This is a genomic window from Candidatus Leptofilum sp. (assembly GCF_965223525.1).
Taxonomy (GTDB): Bacteria; Chloroflexota; Anaerolineae; order Promineifilales; family Promineifilaceae; genus Leptofilum.
The window spans coordinates 220,674-239,282 of sequence record NZ_OZ245005.1; the positions used below are offsets into that span (position 1 = coordinate 220,674).

Consider the following 18,609-nt stretch of genomic DNA (forward strand, 5'->3'; position numbering starts at 1 on the left):
GCCTGCCAAAGCAATTGTGCTGCCAAACAGTCACAAATATCAACACGCGCAGCAAATATGTGAGGCACAGTTTATGGGGAGATTTGGTCAATAGCAACCAATCTGGTATGACTTATGTACCACGATACTCATCCAGAAAGATTCTATTCACGCTTTCTTTATTCATGCTTTCTAATAAAAATATGCCGGGTCACATTCTACCCGACACGTTCAGCATCTTATATAGTTAACGGTGAATTACGGCCGTTACCCTCTTTGATCAACGATAACAGCACAACAAATCTGACAATTGATTATACAATCAGTCCACCTCAACTGAAGCTGTCATAATTGCCTTCAATAGTTGTGGCTTCCAGCCATAAAAAGCAGCTTTACAAATACTACTCACCATAAACATAAAAAACAAAAGCACACTAACATTTGCCACTTTCACAGCAACATCAACGTTTGCCAAACCCAAAAAACTGTTCAGGATTGCCATTGCCCCCAAGAAAAGGTACAAAAACTGAGGCCATAACATTGCCCCATAAAAGCCATTCTGCCGTGTTTTTCGGGTAACCTTGTAAGAAGGTTTGCTTTTACGAGAGCGAATAGCAACCCAAAACGCCTTATGATATGTAGGTGCATGGCTTATCCAATATTGCCACATCCTAACCAAAAATTCACTCCGCCCTTTGGCCAATACCAAATAGTAAAAGAAGCTAGCACCAACCCACGGAAACAAAGCAGAGCCTTCAATGGGTACGAAGGTGCCTGTTAACAATGATATAACCGGGATTAGTAGCAAAATGGGCATAAAAAACGCAGAAGTCACATAAAAGAGACCCAATTCTAAATATTGCAACCGCTGGCCAATCGTAAGACCAACCGCTTTTATAGGATTTTTGAATAAAAACAGCCGCCATGTATCAGTCGCCCAGGTGCCGCGCTGTTTTAACAAGCCAGGAATATCATCTGGTGCTAAACCAACTGTTAAAATCTCATTATGATACTCTGACCTATAACCAGCACTATGCAACAAATAGGATGTGGTTAAATCCTCAACAATATTCCAGGTAGCAAATCCGCCAATTGACTTAATAGCTTCAACGCTCCATAAAACACCGCTGCCACAGGAGAATGCAGCGCCAGCGCCATTGCGTCCGGGTTGAATTGTGTCGTAAAACACCCGATCCCTTACGCCAAAAGGATCACCTGGAGGAGCAACCGCTTCCTTCGGCGTTTGCACAAAAGCAATTTCTGGGTCAGAAAAATAGCCAACAACTTTCTTAAGAAAATCAGGGGCGATAATTTCATCCGCGTCCTGAGTTAGAATGAGGGATGCCTGTGGGAAGTAGTCATCAAGGTAATCAAGAGCTGAATTGAGGTTGCCTGCTTTGGCATTATGACGTGGCCCCATATTGTAAGCAACGCCATATTCGTTTGCTAAAGCTTTCACTTGCCGGCGATGCCCATCGTCAGAAACGAGAATGAACAGTTTTTCTTTTGGATAATTGAGCTTTGTTAAGGAAATAAGCGTATCTCGTAAAACATGAATCGGCTCGCCATATGTTGGGATAACTGCAGCTACATTAGGAAGTTCCTCTGGGAGAGGGTGTGGAACTTTATTATTCTTGACCCGTGACTGATTGAGAAAACTAAGAAGCATGACCAAAAAAGTTCCCAATATGCCTACCAAATGTAAAAGTGCGACAAATGAGAAATCTTCTAATACTACTTGGAAACTATGAAGCACATAACATTCGCCAACAAAAATCATCAAAAGCCCCGTAGCCCGCAGAGCCCAAACACCAGAGAAGAGTTCAGGGAACCACAAAGCAAAAACAATAAACCCGATAACGATGTAAATGCCTGGTTGGGGCCATAGGTAAGGCCAAATGAGCGTATTGAAAAAGCGAACCAGAAGAAAATTGCCAATAAACAAGGCTGTGAAAATTAAAAATAGGGGAACTGGTTTCTTACCTTTGAATAATTCTGAGCTTGTCACGATGTAACTCCTTCTTTCAATGTGTCAGGGAGGCTGCTTTATGCTTCCTTACTTCATGCTTCCTTATGGTGAACGATAAATGTTTACGGTTATTACTTGCCCGGTGCTTAACTGCTGGGGGACCGGATCTTGATAAACAAGCTGATAATCATACTCTATAAGTGCGTCTCGAATGTGCTGATTGGTTTCCGGGGTGTAATAATCATCCAGAATCACAATGTCAAAATAGTGATCGCGAATGCCAGCAACCATCGCGTCGGCTCCCTGAAAACCGCGATATTCCATGTAAAAGGTGTTGCTCCAAACATCGCGGTCATAGGCACCAAAATCATTATAATATTCGTAAACGGCCGATTCTTCTGCCAATATTCTTGTGTCCAAAGTGAGCGGTTGAGATTGCAAATAGGCATTCGCTCCGCTTAAATTAGGCCAGCTATGTGTAAGCCCCCAATTTTGAGCTAGCCCCAAGTTTATGAACCAAATAATACACACAATAGATATGAACGAGTACAGTAAACGGTAAGGGATGTCCCCATTTCCTTTGCCAAAAATGTAACGCCCTTTTGCCATGAGTCGGGACAGGCCAAACCCGGCAAACGGCGCAAAAAAGATGGAGCTATAAGCAGCATGTTTCCATAAAGATTGGATATTCTCGGAAAAAATTTGATAAGCAGCAACCATTGTGGCAAAAGCCAAAAACATCAAAAAGAATCCCTTCTGTTTAGGCGAAACCGCAGGCATATCTGGATTTGGAAAAGAAGGTATAAATAACACACCTATGAAGGCAAAAAACAGAGAAACGCCTGCGTGGCTGAGGTAGCTGCGTAAGATGACCCATCTCTCTTCCGGGTAAAATAGCAACATCTCTCTTTGAACCCACAGAGAAACCAAATCTTCTTGATTCCATAAAAAGTAACCGCCCAAGATAAAAATAGTCGTTGGGAAAAATATCAGCAGAACCGACTTTAACGGCCGTCCTCTCCAAAGGAAGAACACAATAGCAAACCAAAAAAGCGCAGGCAAAAAAAGAAGCCCGATATATTTTGTCAATATACTTAACCCAAGAGTGACGCCAGCGGCCAAAAGGTAACGGTTCATTTTATCTGGTTCAACAAGGCCTGCCTGAATCACACAGTAAAAAGCGGCCGTCATTATCGGCAAACCCAAGGAATCGTAAACTGCTAACTGCCCTAAACTGATATTAGCACCACTGAAACCAAACAGTAAGGTAGCTAATAACGCAGAGCGGTGATCAAATAGATCGCGTGTAAGGAAGAAGATAAAAATAACGGCAAGCGTATTTAACGCCGCTGTAAATAACCTTATGCCAATATCTCCGGCATAATGATGAACTGTCCCCGAAATCATCGGATAGAGGTATGAGCCAAATATCCACGAGGTTGCATCCTGTGTAAAATCACCGGAGACGGCTTCCCAGCCTAAGGTTATATTCACCGCCTCATCATAAAAAATAGTATTTGCACTGGAGCCAACAAACCGAATGCTAAAAATAGCAATCAATAAAATCAGGAATATTCCATATCCTAAATGAATACGGATACCCGTTGCGGATTCCCCAAGTTGCCATTCATCTTGAGATGAAGTTGAAGCCATCTATCTTCTCCCAGTCTAGGCGACAACCAACTTTTCAACAGAAAGTGTTTATGGAATTTGCTAATCATCTTGAATGATACGCAAGGAATAAGATGCTTAACATTAGTTGTCTCAGACAAGCCACTGAATCAATCTACCATTAGACCTGGGATGGGGAGTTTGAGTCACAAATTGAATAGCGTAAACCGCAAGGCTCATCTCAAATAACATCCCGGCAAGGATAATGGCCTCTTGCCAAACAAGAAATTGTTAGATCTGTAGAATTTTTATTTGTTCAGTGTGGACTATATTGCTCAGGTGGCTATCATTACGCCTGAAGATACTCAAACTTAATGACCCTATGAGAATAGGAACAAATTCTTACAAACCACTTTACGGTATCAACAGGCCAAGTGGTCGTGTTTCATTTTTAGAATGGAAAAATAAGCGGCAACAGTAACGCCACTGCCACCAGCATCAGAATAATGAGCGGTACGCCCACTTTTACATAATCGCTAAAGCGGTAATTGCCTGCGCCCATCACCAGCGTGTTGGTGGGCGAAGCCACAGGCGAAGCAAAAGCCATTGATGCCGCTATTGCTACCGCCATTAAAAATGCTTGCGGCTGGATGTCGAGTGTTTCTGCCGCAACCAAAGCAATGGGGGCAATCACCACCGTTGTGGCGGTGTTGGAAAGCACTTGGGTAAAAAGTGAGGTCAGCAAAAAGAGGCCGAGCATCACAGACAACGGGCCACTTCCACCCAGCGTGTCTACAAAGCCATTAGCAATCATGTCCACTAAACCCACTTTTTGTAGAGCGGTGCTCATGGGCAGCATTCCGGCAATGAGCACAATGCTCTTCCAGTCAATGGCATCATACGCTTTGTCCATAGTGAGGCAGCCGGTTAGCACCACCAGCAATGCCGCCACCAGTACGGCCGTTACCACTGGCACAAATTCCCCCACCATCAACACCAGCATGCCCACCATAATGGCAGCAGCCCAGCGAGCTTTGCTGCGCGGAGGCCGATCAACCTCAGATTCCGGCTCGCCCATTACCACAAAATCACGCCGGAAATCGCGTAAATGCGAAATGTCGCGCCAGCGACCTTGCACGATCAAGGTATCGCCAAATTGCAGTTTAGTAGTTTTAAGATCAAGCCTCTCCCCCGCCCCTGGCCGGCTAATTGCCAAAACGGTTAAGCGATAAGTGGTGCCAAAACGCACATCTTCCAATGTTTTTCCCACCAGGCTAGAGCGTGGCGGCAACAGCAGTTCGGCCACACCCACCTCGCGGCTCAACAAAGCCTTTGAATCTTTTGGTTTGGCGGGCTGCACAGCCATGTTCCAGTGAATGGCAGCCTGGTTCACCGCATCATTTTCGCCCTGCACCACTAGCACATCGTGGCGTTGAATGGTCTCTTCTTCATCGGGGATGAGGGGGGTATCTTTGAGATCGGTATCGGTACGGCCGCTTTCTGCCAATTCCCATAAGCTGGGTGGGCGCATAATTTTAAGCACCGTCACGTCAAACTGGTCCCGCAAATCTGACTCGAATACCGTTTTGCCAATCAGATCAGAGCCACGACGCACGCGCAGCCGCAGCAAATTTTCTGGCAGGCGGTACGCATCAATCAACTCTTTTGGGGTCGCTACCACCTGCTTTTCTACCGTCACCATGCGGTCTGGCAGCAAACGCCGCCCGACAAGAAGCATAAAAGTGATGCCAATTGCCGCCAAGATCAACCCCATTGGCGTGTAGCTGAAAAAGAAAAATGGTTCGTATCCTCCATCCCGCAGCACATCGCTAACAATGATGTTGGGCGGCGTACCGATGAGGGTCATGGCTCCACCCAACAGCGAACCAAAGGCCAGTGGAATGAGCAGCTTGGCCGGGCTAATTTTGGTGTTGATGGACAAGCTAATAATGGCCGGCAGCAGCACAGCCACCGTGCCGGTATCGCTCATGAAGCCAGACAACAAGGCCACTGCGCCCATGATGACCAGCACCAGCCGCCATTCACTATCCCCAGCAACGGCAAGGATGCGGCGACCAATGGCTCCAGCCAGCCCGGTATGCAGCACGGCACCGCCCACCACAAACAACCCGGCGATGGTGAGCACGGCCGTACTCGAAAACCCAGCCAGTGCTTCACTGGTCGTCAACACGCCGGTAAGCATGAGTGCCAACACCACACCCACAGCCACCACGTCTACCCGCAGCCATTCGGTAATGAAAAAGAGAACGGCCGTTGCCAAAATTCCCAGCACCAACCACATTTCAAGCGTCATATATTTCCTCGTTATCAGTAATTGTTTCTCTTAGATTTCAAAAGTCTAGCAACGATCTGGAAATGACCCAATGGCCAGTAAGACTTTTGAAATCTTTTTCATTATACCGATTGCTTCGTGATAAACACCCGTCATCCTAACTAAATCGGTGAGCAATAACATGTGAGGTTTGTCATATCCTGATTATGAACCTTGACAATCATAATTTTGGAACCGCGACAGTATGCTAAAATGTATGAAATTGCATTGAGAGAATCCAGATTAAAATGCCTTTTCTTTATCAAAAACGTGCCACACTCAGCAAATAATTGGATATTTCAAAAGTCATCATCAAAATGAATAAAAAATCAAAACTTCAATTTCTTTTGGTAGCAATTCTATCAACACTCAGCTTGCTCTCTTCTTGCCAAATCAGGGCTGAGCCACCACCAGCCTGTGCCGGTGAGAATCTGTGGGGCAGTCCACCAATTGCTGTAGATTGGCTTGGGTATGTCCCACAACTTGTATGGCTAAATAATGGCAAACAGATCCTATTTCAAACTGATCGACAAAGTCTCTATGTTGCAGATTTGGAGAAGAGTGTAAGGAGTATTGTTACCTTCAGACAATATTCAGAAGTTGAAGTGTACGACATCTCCGGGTTGGCTAATAGCACAACGATCTTCCACACACAATTGCATGATGATAACAGCGCATATATTGTTGCCATAGACATCGCCACCCAATCCGAAATACAGCTCACGGAGGGAAAAGATCCTTTGCCTTCACCAGATGGTCGTCAGCTTGCCTTTGTCCGAAAGGATGGCCTGTATGTTATGAAGATGGAAAATGGCACCACAAATCTGGTTGCAGAGGATTATTTCAGAGGGCTGTCATGGCATCCTGATAGCACAAAACTTGCCTACTATGGTGATTCTTTTGAGGACAAAGTTCATATTTTAGATCTTGGCAGTGGTGAAAATAGAACTATCACCGATAATGATTATTGTGAATGGTATCCAGCTTGGTCAGCCGATGGCGAGATGCTTGCCTATGTTGCAACCTACGAAGACAACCTCGATATTTTCGCCATTGAGGAGCCAAACGACACCCCAGTTAATCTTACTCGGAGCGATCTAAATGAATATCAATTTGCTTGGCATCCAAAGCAAAAACAAATGGCGATTGTCGTGCGTCAGGAAGGTAAGGTTAGTATTAACCAACGCCAGATGGACATCTATCTCCTTGATGTTGAGACGGGTAGTCTAAAACAGTTAACACAAACCCCTAATATCCATGAATCATTTCCGCGTTGGTCGCCACAAGGAGACTGGCTGGCTTTTATTGCTCTAGATGGTGGTAAATGGTATGTAGAAGTATTAGATATGGAAAGTAGTGAACACTTTCGAGTCGCCGAACCCACAAGATAGAGAACGTTAGCTATCTATCATGCGCCAGTTGCGCTGCACAGCCATTTCCCTTAGTAACTTATCTGGATGCACCACAACGGCCGTTTCTGCCAGTTCCAGCATCGGGATATCCCACACCGTATCCCCGTATGCCGCCACCAGCTTGCCCGGCAGGTTTTGCAGCTTGGCGACCTTGTTTGGCCCGACGTTTAGCTGCCCCACGATCTCGCCAGTGAGACGGCCGTCCATCACTTCCAGCGGCGTACCAATGCAATCCACCTGCAGCTTGGCGGCAAACTGCTGCAAAATTGGTTCAAACATGCCCGAAACGACGATGACGGAACGGCCGTTTTCCCTGTGCGCCAATAATTCTTCGACCACAGCATCCCGCCGATTCGGCCAAAACGTACGCTCCACCACCCAAGCTGCCGCTTCTGCAAATCGCGCTTCCGAATATCCCTCAAACAAGCGCATGATCTCCAAAATCCATCGCTCCTTAAAAGCGCGCTCATCCCGCACAATACCTACGCGAAACGCTAATGCTTTCAGGAAATTCTTGCGGAAAAAGCGTTGAAACTTGGCTCCTTCCCCATGCGCCACCAAATAATCGCGCATCCCCTCCCAGGCAATCCCGGAAGAGAGAGTTCCTTCTAAATCAAAGGCTACGATTTCTGTCTCAGCCACGCATCACGCCCCATTTTTGTTGCAGCAGCACTTCGGCCGTTTCCAGTGCCCCTTCAATCCAGCCCTGCGACCCGGAATACGCTTCACCGATGATGTAAACGGCCGTATCCGCTAGCGGCTGCACCATCTTCTCCTGCACTTCCCACGCCTTCACATGGATATTCCACGAATTCCACGCGCCACCAAACGGGTCCTGCCCCCAATCCTGGAACCCTGCCGCGTACGGTTCGGGAATGTATTCCAAATCGTGTACTAGTTGGAGCTGTCGTTGTGCATGTGTCACCATGGCCGGTGGGCAAGCGTAGCGGTTCCAGCGCGGTTCATCCGACGGTGGAAAGCAGTGCGTGGTGCTGTGCCCTTGCTCCGCCAGCCCGGTCCAGAAACCAACAAAATGGCCGTCGTCGTAGCTAGCCATCACCAGCGAATCGCGCAGTTCAGGATTAAACACGGCTGGCCCGTCTGCCTCGGAGCCAAAGTAATATACCTGGCGTACCGGCAAATCGGTCACGGAACGGCCGTTGTTCACACCCGCATCTTGCCACCACGCATATCGGTAACACAAAAAAAGTTTAAACATCGGATGCGGCGTGACGGTGGAAATGAGCGGCTTTACCTCTGGATGCAGCAGGAATTCCGTGTCGTCGTCTAGCAGCTCCAGCGAGCGGCGCGGCATTGCCAGCACCAGATGACGGGCTAAGAAGGGAGAACGGCCGTCAACCTGCAACTCAATCAGCCCATCTTCCCGGCGGCGAAATGTGTTCAGGCGGCTACCGAAATGAATCTGCCCGCCCGCCTCCACAAAACGATCGGCAACGGTGCGCGGTACGCTTTCCATCCCGTCAATCACGGTACGATACTCCGCTTCCGGCCCAAAATCTGCCAAATACCAGGGGATCGCTTCGGCGGCGTTCCAGTTGGTCATCGTCGTGTTATAGCCACCCGCATCCATCACCAACTTGTACGCCTCGCTGCTCATCACCTGATGCAGCAAATTCCAGAAGCCAAGTTCCCAAAGATAACGGCCGTTAAATGTGTAATTCTGCTTCACATCCAGCCATTGCGCCGGCGTCAGCTTCGTCGCCCCTGGAATCAACACATCAATTGCTTCCATAATGAGCTGCCCTGGCGTTTTACCCCGCTCCTGCCAGCGCACTTGGTACGGCACCTTGTCTGGGTTGGCAAACTCAGACTGGCGCAAATGCTGCCCCCGAACGTAGTAAATGTTTTCGGGGCCGCTGACGGGAAACGGCCGTGTCGCCAAGCCCAACTGCTCAATTAACCCTGCTACCAACGGCTGGTTGGTTAGGTAGCGCATCCCGCCAAACTCCGCCTTTATCCCCGGCATCTCCGGCGGGTCTAACGAAATCAACCGCCCGCCAATGCGGTCGCACAGTTCAAAAAGCTGCACATTCAAGGGAGAATGATGGGTTAGAGAAGATGGACGCAAATCGGCCGTTAGCAACCGCCAGCCCGTGTAAATTCCCGACACACCTCCACCCACAATTGCCACGTCAATCACTGAATCACTCATCTTTTATTACCTCCAAAACAGTGTAGCCCAAACTCCACCCCCTGCAAATAGCCATATTTTTCTTTCCAGATTTCCTCAAAACACACGCTTTTCGTGACATTTATCATAAAGAAATTAGACGGAACACAATCACCCCCAAAACAAACATTCGATACCATGCAACAAAGTATCACCAGCCTGCCTAAAATGAGCAACAGCCAAAACGATCTCGCTGGATATTTCCATTCGTAAACAAAAGCTACAGTGCAATTTTCTATGCTCCCTGTAGCTAAATTCGACAAAAGGAGTGTGCATGTTAGCGAATCCCAAGCAAATTAGCCCGCCAACAGACGACAAGCGTTGGCGCTTTGTCCAGGCAACTATGCGCCGCAACGGGTTTCGGCGCAGCGCCCTCATCGAGACGTTGCACAGTGTGCAGGAGTCGTTTGGCTTTTTAGATGAGGCATCGCTGCAATATGTGGCTACCTCTTTGCGCGTGCCGTTGAGCCAGGTCTATGGAGTTTCCACCTTTTACCACCTATTTAGCCTGAAACCAGCGGGCAAACATAGCTGCGTTGTTTGCACTGGTACCGCCTGCTACATCAAGGGTGGGCCAAAGCTGCTGGCTCAAGTCGAGGAGAGTTACGACATCAAGCCAGGTGAGACAACGGCAGATGAGCAACTGTCGTTGCTAACGGCTCGCTGCGTCGGCGCGTGCGGATTGGCTCCGGTGGCGGTGTTCGATGGCGAAGTTCTCGGCAACCTAACACCGTCCAGAACGTTGGAAACCCTGCGGAGGTGGTCAAACAATGATGTATGAACGATTTGAAAAGATAACAGCAAAAGAGCAAGCTGCCACTGCCAAATTAGATCACACCGTTCAGGTTTGTGTGGCGGCTAGCTGTCTTTCTGCCCAAAGTGATAAAGTTCTGGAATCGGTACAGGCAGAACTGAAGGAAGGGAATCAAAAAGGCTGCCAAGCCAAAGGCGTAGGCTGCATGGGGCTTTGCTCACGTGGCCCGCTGGTAAATGTGCTGCACAAGGATGAATCGCTGGGCGAAACTTTGTACCAGGATGTGACAGCAGACGACGCGCCAGCCTTGGTAGCAGCCACGTGCGCGGGCGAACGGCTGAATGAGCGCGTTTGCCAGACCGATGTCCCTTTCTTCCAGCGACAGACCAAAATTGTGTTGGAAAACAGCGGCCGTATAGACCCTGAACGCATCGAAGAGTATGTGGCGGTTGGCGGGTATGAGGCATTGCTAACGGCCGTTACCGAAATGACCCCCAGCGATGTAATTGACGAAGTGCTACGCAGCGGCCTACGCGGGCGCGGTGGTGGCGGCTACCCGACTGGCCTCAAATGGACTACCGTGGCCAAAGCCGATGCCAATCAGCGCAAATATGTCATCTGCAACGCAGACGAGGGCGACCCCGGTGCCTTCATGGATCGCTCTGTGCTGGAAAGTGACCCCCACCGCATATTGGAAGGAATGGCACTAGCTGGCTACGCCATTGGTGCCCGCAAAGGCTATATTTATGTACGCGGCGAGTACCCGCTGGCTGTGGCACGGTTGAAGAAAGCGATCAACCAGGCGCGGCGGCTCGGCGTGCTGGGCGACGGCATTTGCGGAACCACCTTCAACTTCCAAATTGAAATTCGCTTGGGTGCTGGTGCATTTGTTTGCGGTGAAGAAACAGCACTCATTGCCTCGGTAGAAGGCAAGCGGGGGCAACCCCGCCCCCGGCCACCCTACCCCGCCGAACTAGGCTTGTGGGGTGAACCAACGCTCATTAACAATGTAGAAACGTTTGCCAACGTCGCGCCCATCGTCCGCAACGGTGGTAATTGGTACGCAGGCATCGGCACAGATAAAAGCAAGGGAACCAAAGTGTTTGCTCTGGCAGGCAGCATCGTCAACACAGGTCTCATCGAGGTACCAATGGGCATTCCTCTCAAAGAAATTGTCTTCGAGATTGGTGGTGGCATCCCCGGCGGGCATCAGGTGAAGGCGGTGCAAACTGGCGGCCCATCGGGCGGCTGCATTCCCGCCAAATACTTTGACACCCCTGTTGATTATGAGTCGCTCGTAAAGCTTGGCTCCATCATGGGGTCAGGTGGCATGATTGTAATGGATGAAACGTCTAACATGGTGGACGTCGCTCGCTTTTTTATGGAGTTTTGCAAAACAGAGTCGTGCGGCAAATGTGTGCCATGCCGGGTAGGCACAGTGCAAATGTATGATTTGCTCGACAAAATATATCGCGGTGAGGCCACCAGCCACGATCTTGAGCTGCTGGAAAAGTTGTGTACGATGGTGCGCGAAATGAGCCTGTGCGGTTTAGGGCAAACGGCACCCAACCCGGTGAACAGTACGCTGCATTATTTCCGCAATGAGTACACCGATTTACTGCGCGACAAAAATGAAATGGAAACGGCAGAGGTGCAATCATGAGACGATCCCGCATTATCACCTTCAAAATTGACGGGCAAGATATTGGTGCGCGTGAAGACGAAACCATCCTGGAACTAGCCCGTGAAAACGGCATCAGCATTCCGACCCTCTGCTACCTCGAAGGCGTATCGGCTTATGGGGGCTGTCGGCTGTGCATGGTCGAAATCAAAGGCTCCAATCGTCTCTTCCCGGCCTGCACCACCTACCCAGACGAGGGAATGGAAATCGTTACCAACTCAGACAAGCTAAAAACATATCGCAAACAAACAGTGGAGCTGCTCTTTTCTGAGCGCAACCATATTTGCGCCGTTTGTGTTTCTAACGGCAACTGTGAACTGCAAGACAAAGGGTACGAGCTAGGCATGACGCACGTCAGCGTTCCCTACCTGAACCCAAATTTGCCCGTAGATGCCAGCCATCCTTACTTTGGCCTGGATCACAATCGGTGTATCTTATGCACCCGCTGCGTGCGCGTATGCGACGAGATTGAAGGCGCCCACACCTGGGACGTGATGGGGCGTGGTGCCGAGGCTCGCATTGTGGCTGACCTAAACCAGCCGTGGGGCGAAGCACAAAGCTGCACGAGCTGTGGCAAATGTGTACAGGTTTGCCCCACTGGGGCACTGTTTGAAAAAGGCACGTCGGTAGCCGAAATGAGCAAAAAGCATGAGTTCTTGCCCTACCTGCGTCTGATGCGCGAAGGGCGAAACGGAGGTGAACAATGAGCAAGGCAAAAATGGCTACCGTCTGGCTAGATGGCTGCTCTGGTTGCCATATGTCTTTCCTGGACATAGACGAACGGCTAATAACCGTTGCCAAACTGGCCGACTTATTGTATAGCCCGTTGGTTGATACGAAAGAGTTCCCGGAAATGGCAGACGTGACGCTGGTGGAAGGCGCAGTGAGCAGCGAGGAAGATTTTGAAAAAATCAAGAAAGTGCGGGCTCATACCAAGATTTTGGTGGCGTTGGGCGACTGTGCCGTGACGGCAAACGTGCCGGGAATGCGGAATCCGTTCAAACCAGAGGCGTTGCTAGACCGCGCTTACATGGAAAATGCAGATGAGAACCAGCACATTCCGGTGAAAGTGATTCCACCATTACGCGAGATGTCCGTGCCCATTCACCAGGTTGTACCAGTAGATGTGTTTGTTCCCGGCTGCCCACCCTCTGCGGATACCATTTTTTATGTGGTCACAGAGTTGCTGGCCGGGCGTGAGCCAGACTTGACCGGTATGACGCGGTTTGGTGCGTAAAATGTAATTGGGTAATTTTGTAATCAAGTAATTGGCCTACCCAATTACTCAGTTTCCTAATTACGCAATTACTCATGATAGGATAAATTTCTATGAGTAAAACAATCACAATTGACCCTGTAACTCGCATTGAGGGACACAGCAAAGTTACGATTCAACTGGGTGACGATGGTAAGGTGGCAGACGCACGGTTTCATGTAACTCAGTTTCGTGGTTTTGAGAAGATGACGGAGGGACGGCCGTTTTACGAGATGCCTGCCCTCACCGCCAGAATTTGTGGGATATGCCCCGTGAGCCACTTGATGGCCTCTGCCAAGACAGGTGATGCTTTATTGGCGGTAAAAATTCCAGAAACGGCCGCAAATCTACGCCGCATCATGAATCTGGCCCAAATCATCCAATCCCATGCGCTTAGTTTTTTCCATCTTTCTTCGCCAGACTTTGTGATGGGCTTCGATGCTGATCCCGTGGAGCGCAACATTTTTGGCGTGATGCAAAAGCAGCCAGACCTGGCCAAAGACGGTATTGCCCTACGTAAATTTGGACAGTCCATCATCGAGCTGTTGGGCGGCAAGCGAATTCATCCGGCCTGGGTCGTGCCTGGGGGCGTCAGCGCCCCCTTAACAGATGAGCATCACAGCAGCATCATGGCGCTAGTACCAGATGCTTTGGATCGCATCCAGCGCACGCTCACTTGGTTCAAGGACATTTTCGGCAACTTCGATCCTGAAATTCGTAGCTTTGCCAATTTTCCCACGCTCTTCATGGGTTTGGTTGGGCCGGATGGCGAACTGGCAATGTACGATGGCAAGCTGCGGATTGTAGACGCGGTGGGCAACATTGTGGCCGACCAGCTAGACCCAACCAAGTATGCTGACTTTATTGCGGAAGCCGTGGAGCCAGACTCTTACTTAAAGTCACCGTTTTATAAACCAATGGGCTACCCTAACGGTATCTACCGCGTTGGGCCGTTGGCTCGGATGAATATTATTTCTCGCTGCGGTACGCCGCTGGCAGATCAGGAATGGGCAGAGTTTCGCATGTTGCAGCGCGGGGCGGTATTGAGTTCATTCCAATACCATTACGCACGTTTGGTTGAAATTCTATATTGCATCGAGCGCATTGAGCAGCTACTAGGCGATCCAAGCATTTTGAACAAGCACGTGCGTGCTCATGCAGAGCCAAATGCGTTTGAAGGCATTGGCACGTCTGAGGCACCGCGCGGTACGTTGATGCACCATTACAAAATTGATGAAAATGGGCTGATTACCTGGGTGAACTTAATAATTGCTACGGGACACAATAATTTAGCGATGAACAAAGGCGTGCTGCAAGTAGCTCGTCAATTCATCCGTTCGGCAAAAATAGAAGAACCGATGCTAAATCGAGTTGAGGCGGTCATCCGCACCTTCGATCCCTGTTTGAGCTGCTCGACACATGCCGCTGGACAGTATCCGCTGGATGTGCAGTTGTTGAGCCCAGACGGGGAGCTGATTGACTCGGTACGGCGCGGGTAAGCTGGGGTTGGTATTCAGTGATCAGTATTTGGTGATCAGAGAACGGTAAGAGATAGGCGAGGTAGGTGGCTTACAGGTAAAGCGAGGATAGTTGCCGCGCTCTTTTTTTCCTGAAGGTACGATGGACGAAACGATTGTTGTTGGCATTGGCAATCCGCTACGCGGGGATGATGGTATTGGCTGGGCAGTGGTGGATAGGCTGTTGACAGAGCCATTTGAGGGAATTACGGCCGTACATACGCATCAACTTTTGCCAGAACTTATAGACCGATTCCACGAGGCGGCACAGATAATTTTTGTGGACGCTAGTATGGTTGGGAAGCTAGGAAATGTCACGGTAACGGCCGTTTCGCCCGCGACGGATGGAACAACCGCCAGCCATCATCTGCATCCGGGGGTGTTGTTGGCGTTGGGAGTGAAACTGTACGGCCGTATGCCGCCTGCTCATCTCGTTACCATCACCGGACACAACTTTGGCTATCGGGAAGAATTATCTACACTCGTGGAGCAAGCAATCCGGGTCGCCATCAGTCAAATCAAGCAGCTCGCTGGCGTTCCCACATCTCTTTAATAGGGAACATTTCCCCTAAGAGCATGTTTACATTTTGAGCCAGAAAAAAACTGAGTGTTTTGCATCAAATTTTTGACAGTTTACCTAACATTTGCTATCATCTCGTTCGCTTAATTAGGGGGCGTGGTGTAGTGGTTAACACGCTGGCCTGTCAAGCCAGAGATCGCGGGTTCGATCCCCGTCGCTCCCGTAGAGTCCAAAATACAATAAAAGTCCTCGAACATTCGAGGGCTTTTTTGTTTCAGCCGATCGCGGGAACAACCATCTTCGCTCCCGCGATCAATGATTCTTCAACTTAATATTCGTTCTTCCTGTCTATTGCTGCCTCACTTCGCCCACCTTATCTGTTTACGTTAAACTAAAAGGCGATACAAGTGTCCAGCCATGTTTGAAAGCGAGAGTCTATGTTTACCACGGATCAATTGCTAGATCGCATCTTTCGTGACCCCAAAGTCAAATACAAATTAGACCTGTTCACAACCCAAGAAAAGAAACGCTTGCAGATGTTCGAGAAGAACGGCCGTGTCCGCATTCGCTGCATGGTACGGGATCGGGATTATATTGCCAAGTCAGAGGAAGTGGTGCGGCAATTGATGATGTACGCGAGCCGATTCGCAAAAAGGATTTGCAGCCAGCAGAGGATTTAATTGACCTAGTGTTGCAAATGCAGGAAGAGGTTTTAGCCAGTGCAAGCGTGGACGTGTTTGAAGAAGTTTTCAAACTCTTTTTTGTAAAAGTCTGGGATGAGGAAAATGCTTCCGATGATCCCAATGATGACAGTTCCATTTGCCGCTTCCGCGTGACGGCCGATGAGCCAGAAAAGCAATTTGACCGTTTAGAGGCTTTGCTAGATGAAGCCTGCGATACCAACGTGTACCACATGAGCAGCTTAGACCCGCGGGAGTGGAGGCGGGACTCCAACTACCAGAAAAACGTTGCCAACAAATCATTCGACATCATCATGACCAATCCGCCGTTTGCCGGGACAATTCGCCACCGGTTCCCAGATTGGGAGGCTGAAATGGCTTTGTGGCCAGAAATGATCGCCACCCTCGTTGACTTCGGTCTGTCACGCAGCACAGCCCAACGGCTGGTGGCGAACCCCATGTCACGCAAGATATGGTAAATCGCTGGGTGCATTATTGCTAGCTACGCGGCCGTAGTAGCCGACACGGCAACAATGCCTTCTTCATCACCCGCCTCCCCCGCAACGACATCCCCGCACCCTCCTGGGGTGCATTACGCCGCTTGGAAAATTATTTGCAACCACAGCAGGAGACCACGCCATGAGCAGCTACGATTTAGATCAACTTCTCCGGCTGTGGTCAGCAGAAAAACTCACCAATGAACAAGCCATCGGCCAAATCTTGTTGCAAATTAAAGCACTAACCAAGCGCATCGGCGACCTGGATGAGGAACAGGAGCAAGCACGTCGAGCAGCAAAATTGACGATTCTGTGTATCTCGGCCGACACATTCAACGCCAAATGATTCTAAAATTTCTTTGACAAGTTGAAAGAGAGTAGTCTGGCCGCGAATTTGCCCACATTCATCCTGAAGGTAGTTTACATGCGCCTTTACCCTATGAGCGTGCTTTGGAAGTTGCCAAAAAAGGGTGGAGCGGACGGCATCCGTGGACAGATGAACGAGAAGGGTGGGATGGGCTAGTGATGCTTTTTATGCCCCAATCTATGAGTGTGCAAAGTTTTCATAGCTGTGGCTCCTGTGGTTCATACATCTTTCATTTAAGGTTATTGCCGATGACGATTAGGACATCATCAGCATGGATCACCTCTTCTGGCGCTGGCATATGCCTAAATTCCCCATTGCGGCGAATGGCAATGACAAGTTGAGCCAATTTTTGTCTTAATTCATCTGCTGTCCAGCCAACAATATCTGGATAGTCACGCACATGCATATCGCCAAACCGCAGGTTTTGACTCTGCTGAAAAAGCATATTGTCCCAAAATTCGGCCGCATCATGGTCGAGCATATTTGAAGCGAGATTGAAGCCCCCCATTATATTGGGTGAAACAACCCGATCCGCTCCAGCTAAATAGAGGGTGTGCATATTCATTTCATCCCCAGCGCTGCCAACAATTCGCAATTTTGGATTATTTAGCCGTTTCCCCATATCTCTGGCGCTCAGAATAATCGTTGTGTTGTCTCGGTCATCTTCCATGGCTGCCACAATGCCATAAGCACGATGCACGCCAGCCGTCCGCAGCTGTTGTTCTTCAGTTGGGTCTTCGAGCATGTAAAGAATCCCCGTGTCCCGTGCCAGCTCATCAATGCTCATGCGCTCCTCAATGCTCCAATCTACCTCTTCCAGGCTTTCATAGTGGCGAATCCTTTTATCAACGTAGGATTCGTGCATCCAGAGCAAAGCACGTTTGAGCTTTTCTTCATCTGGCTCAATGATGACAAATGGAAATTGGCGGCGCTTAAATTCACCTGCCGCCCGATTGCCAATAATGCTGCCCCCGCAAACAATAATGTGATCTGACAATTTTGATATTTCGTTCATACGTCGCTCGAATTTTCTTTTTTCACGATTTTGTTGTTGCGTTTCAAATAGAACCGCCGCCGCGCTTGAAATGGCATACCCTGCCAAGCCGATGGCGAAAAGAGTAAAGAAGATGGCAAAAATACGGCCGCTTTGTGACTGAGGTGATAGATCGCCGTAGCCGACTGTCGTGATGGTGATGATGGTGGCATAAAGCGAATCAAATAATGTCCATTCTTCAAGGATTGAATAGACAACCGTTCCAATCAATATTAGTAGCAAAAATGGCAGTAGCAAAGGGAGTAAGCTTGAACGATGTAGCTGTTTCACTTCGCCCAAGACAGAACTGATTGAGGCAACAATCCAAGTTAACATCTATTGAGTTTATATAAGTTTGGCGGGATAGGCACGCTTTTATGCGTTCAAATAACGTGAAGGGCACAACAAACTATATCATGGAAGGTATCAAGCAGCAGCCCAATCACAATAATCATCGTTTCATAATGCTCCAATCAACGTTTCGTCACGTAATCGTCGCTGAGGGGAAACGGCCGCCGAATGAAACGACTCTCAAGCGAAAGCGATCATTTGACAAAATGGGCTTTCTGGAGCAGGCACATCTTCAATCCTTGATGTTGTATTCGGGGTTTCTGAAGAACGTCGCCCTTCGGCTGTTAGTCCCTTATCTGAAGAAGAACTAAAAGCCTACTTTGGAACGACCAAGCCAACTCACGAAATTATCATTGAAACAGATGAATATTACCATGATCTCCATCGTGGTGAAGGCATTTATATCATTGTATATATGCGCTTTGGATTGCCCGTCCCAACCAAGGTGAAATCCAAGTGT

The 18,609-nt window shown here is 48.9% G+C and carries 16 protein-coding genes, 1 tRNA gene and 1 pseudogene; 12 read left to right on the plus strand and 6 right to left on the minus strand.

Going from position 1 to position 18,609, the window contains the following annotated elements; all coding sequences use genetic code 11:
- Positions 1 to 301 precede the first annotated feature (301 nt).
- The 3 genes from ACOQPM_RS18110 to ACOQPM_RS18120 all read right to left on the minus strand — a co-directional run bounded on the left by ACOQPM_RS18110 (position 302) and on the right by ACOQPM_RS18120 (position 5,873).
- Positions 302 to 1,987, minus strand: coding sequence for a glycosyltransferase (locus tag ACOQPM_RS18110; protein WP_420631666.1), 1,686 nt, complete (start codon positions 1,985 to 1,987; stop codon positions 302 to 304).
- Positions 1,988 to 2,050: 63 nt separating this feature from the next.
- Entirely contained in the window at positions 2,051 to 3,601 is a 1,551-nt protein-coding gene (locus ACOQPM_RS18115; protein WP_420631667.1) for an ArnT family glycosyltransferase, read from the minus strand.
- Positions 3,602 to 4,010: 409 nt separating this feature from the next.
- Entirely contained in the window at positions 4,011 to 5,873 is a 1,863-nt protein-coding gene (locus ACOQPM_RS18120; RefSeq protein ID WP_420631668.1) for an SLC13 family permease, read from the minus strand.
- Between the two features lie 308 nt (positions 5,874 to 6,181).
- Here ACOQPM_RS18120 and ACOQPM_RS18125 point away from each other — a divergent pair, with 308 nt between their 5' ends.
- Positions 6,182 to 7,282, plus strand: a complete 1,101-nt coding sequence (locus ACOQPM_RS18125) for a TolB family protein (protein WP_420631669.1) — start codon at positions 6,182 to 6,184, stop codon at positions 7,280 to 7,282.
- A gap of 6 nt (positions 7,283 to 7,288) precedes the next feature.
- Here ACOQPM_RS18125 and ACOQPM_RS18130 read toward each other — a convergent pair whose 3' ends face one another.
- Together ACOQPM_RS18130 and ACOQPM_RS18135 are read right to left on the minus strand one after the other, a co-directional pair.
- On the minus strand, positions 7,289 to 7,945 hold the full coding sequence (locus tag ACOQPM_RS18130; protein ID WP_420631670.1) for an HAD family hydrolase: 657 nt from the start codon (positions 7,943 to 7,945) through the stop codon (positions 7,289 to 7,291).
- Entirely contained in the window at positions 7,938 to 9,476 is a 1,539-nt protein-coding gene (locus ACOQPM_RS18135; protein WP_420631671.1) for a flavin monoamine oxidase family protein, read from the minus strand. Before ACOQPM_RS18135 ends, ACOQPM_RS18130 begins: the two co-directional genes overlap by 8 nt.
- 292 nt (positions 9,477 to 9,768) lie before the next feature.
- Between ACOQPM_RS18135 and hoxE the strand changes: the two genes are divergently transcribed.
- The 11 genes and pseudogenes from hoxE to ACOQPM_RS18190 form a co-directional block, all read left to right on the plus strand.
- Entirely contained in the window at positions 9,769 to 10,275 is a 507-nt protein-coding gene (gene hoxE, locus ACOQPM_RS18140) for a bidirectional hydrogenase complex protein HoxE (protein WP_420631672.1), read from the plus strand.
- A complete protein-coding gene (nuoF, locus tag ACOQPM_RS18145; RefSeq protein WP_420631673.1) occupies positions 10,265 to 11,911 on the plus strand; it encodes an NADH-quinone oxidoreductase subunit NuoF in 1,647 nt (548 codons plus the stop codon). Before hoxE ends, nuoF begins: the two co-directional genes overlap by 11 nt.
- Complete coding sequence (gene hoxU, locus ACOQPM_RS18150) at positions 11,908 to 12,636, plus strand: bidirectional hydrogenase complex protein HoxU (protein WP_420631674.1); 729 nt, start codon at positions 11,908 to 11,910, stop codon at positions 12,634 to 12,636. Before nuoF ends, hoxU begins: the two co-directional genes overlap by 4 nt.
- A complete protein-coding gene (locus ACOQPM_RS18155; RefSeq protein ID WP_420631675.1) occupies positions 12,633 to 13,166 on the plus strand; it encodes an NADP oxidoreductase in 534 nt (177 codons plus the stop codon). Before hoxU ends, ACOQPM_RS18155 begins: the two co-directional genes overlap by 4 nt.
- A 92-nt stretch (positions 13,167 to 13,258) precedes the next feature.
- Positions 13,259 to 14,683 carry a Ni/Fe hydrogenase subunit alpha gene (locus ACOQPM_RS18160; RefSeq protein ID WP_420631676.1) on the plus strand — a complete coding sequence of 475 codons (1,425 nt, stop codon included), beginning with the start codon at positions 13,259 to 13,261 and terminating at the stop codon, positions 14,681 to 14,683.
- A 121-nt stretch (positions 14,684 to 14,804) separates the two neighbouring features.
- Entirely contained in the window at positions 14,805 to 15,254 is a 450-nt protein-coding gene (locus ACOQPM_RS18165; RefSeq protein WP_420631677.1) for a hydrogenase maturation protease, read from the plus strand.
- Between the two features lie 117 nt (positions 15,255 to 15,371).
- A tRNA-Asp gene (locus tag ACOQPM_RS18170) sits at positions 15,372 to 15,444 on the plus strand.
- 214 nt (positions 15,445 to 15,658) lie between these two features.
- On the plus strand, positions 15,659 to 15,901 hold the full coding sequence (locus ACOQPM_RS18175; RefSeq protein ID WP_420631678.1) for a hypothetical protein: 243 nt from the start codon (positions 15,659 to 15,661) through the stop codon (positions 15,899 to 15,901).
- A complete protein-coding gene (locus ACOQPM_RS18180) occupies positions 15,880 to 16,380 on the plus strand; it encodes a hypothetical protein (protein WP_420631679.1) in 501 nt (166 codons plus the stop codon). Before ACOQPM_RS18175 ends, ACOQPM_RS18180 begins: the two co-directional genes overlap by 22 nt.
- Positions 16,381 to 16,540: 160 nt before the next feature.
- A complete protein-coding gene (locus ACOQPM_RS18185) occupies positions 16,541 to 16,744 on the plus strand; it encodes a hypothetical protein (RefSeq protein ID WP_420631680.1) in 204 nt (67 codons plus the stop codon).
- A gap of 50 nt (positions 16,745 to 16,794) precedes the next feature.
- Positions 16,795 to 17,106: pseudogene (locus ACOQPM_RS18190) on the plus strand (hypothetical protein); the annotation flags it as partial.
- Here ACOQPM_RS18190 and ACOQPM_RS18195 read toward each other — a convergent pair.
- Positions 16,995 to 18,134: a potassium channel family protein gene (locus ACOQPM_RS18195; protein WP_420631681.1), complete on the minus strand. Its 1,140-nt coding sequence runs from the start codon at positions 18,132 to 18,134 to the stop codon at positions 16,995 to 16,997. The pseudogene ACOQPM_RS18190 and the gene ACOQPM_RS18195 overlap by 112 nt on opposite strands.
- Between the last annotated feature and the right edge of the window lie 475 nt (positions 18,135 to 18,609).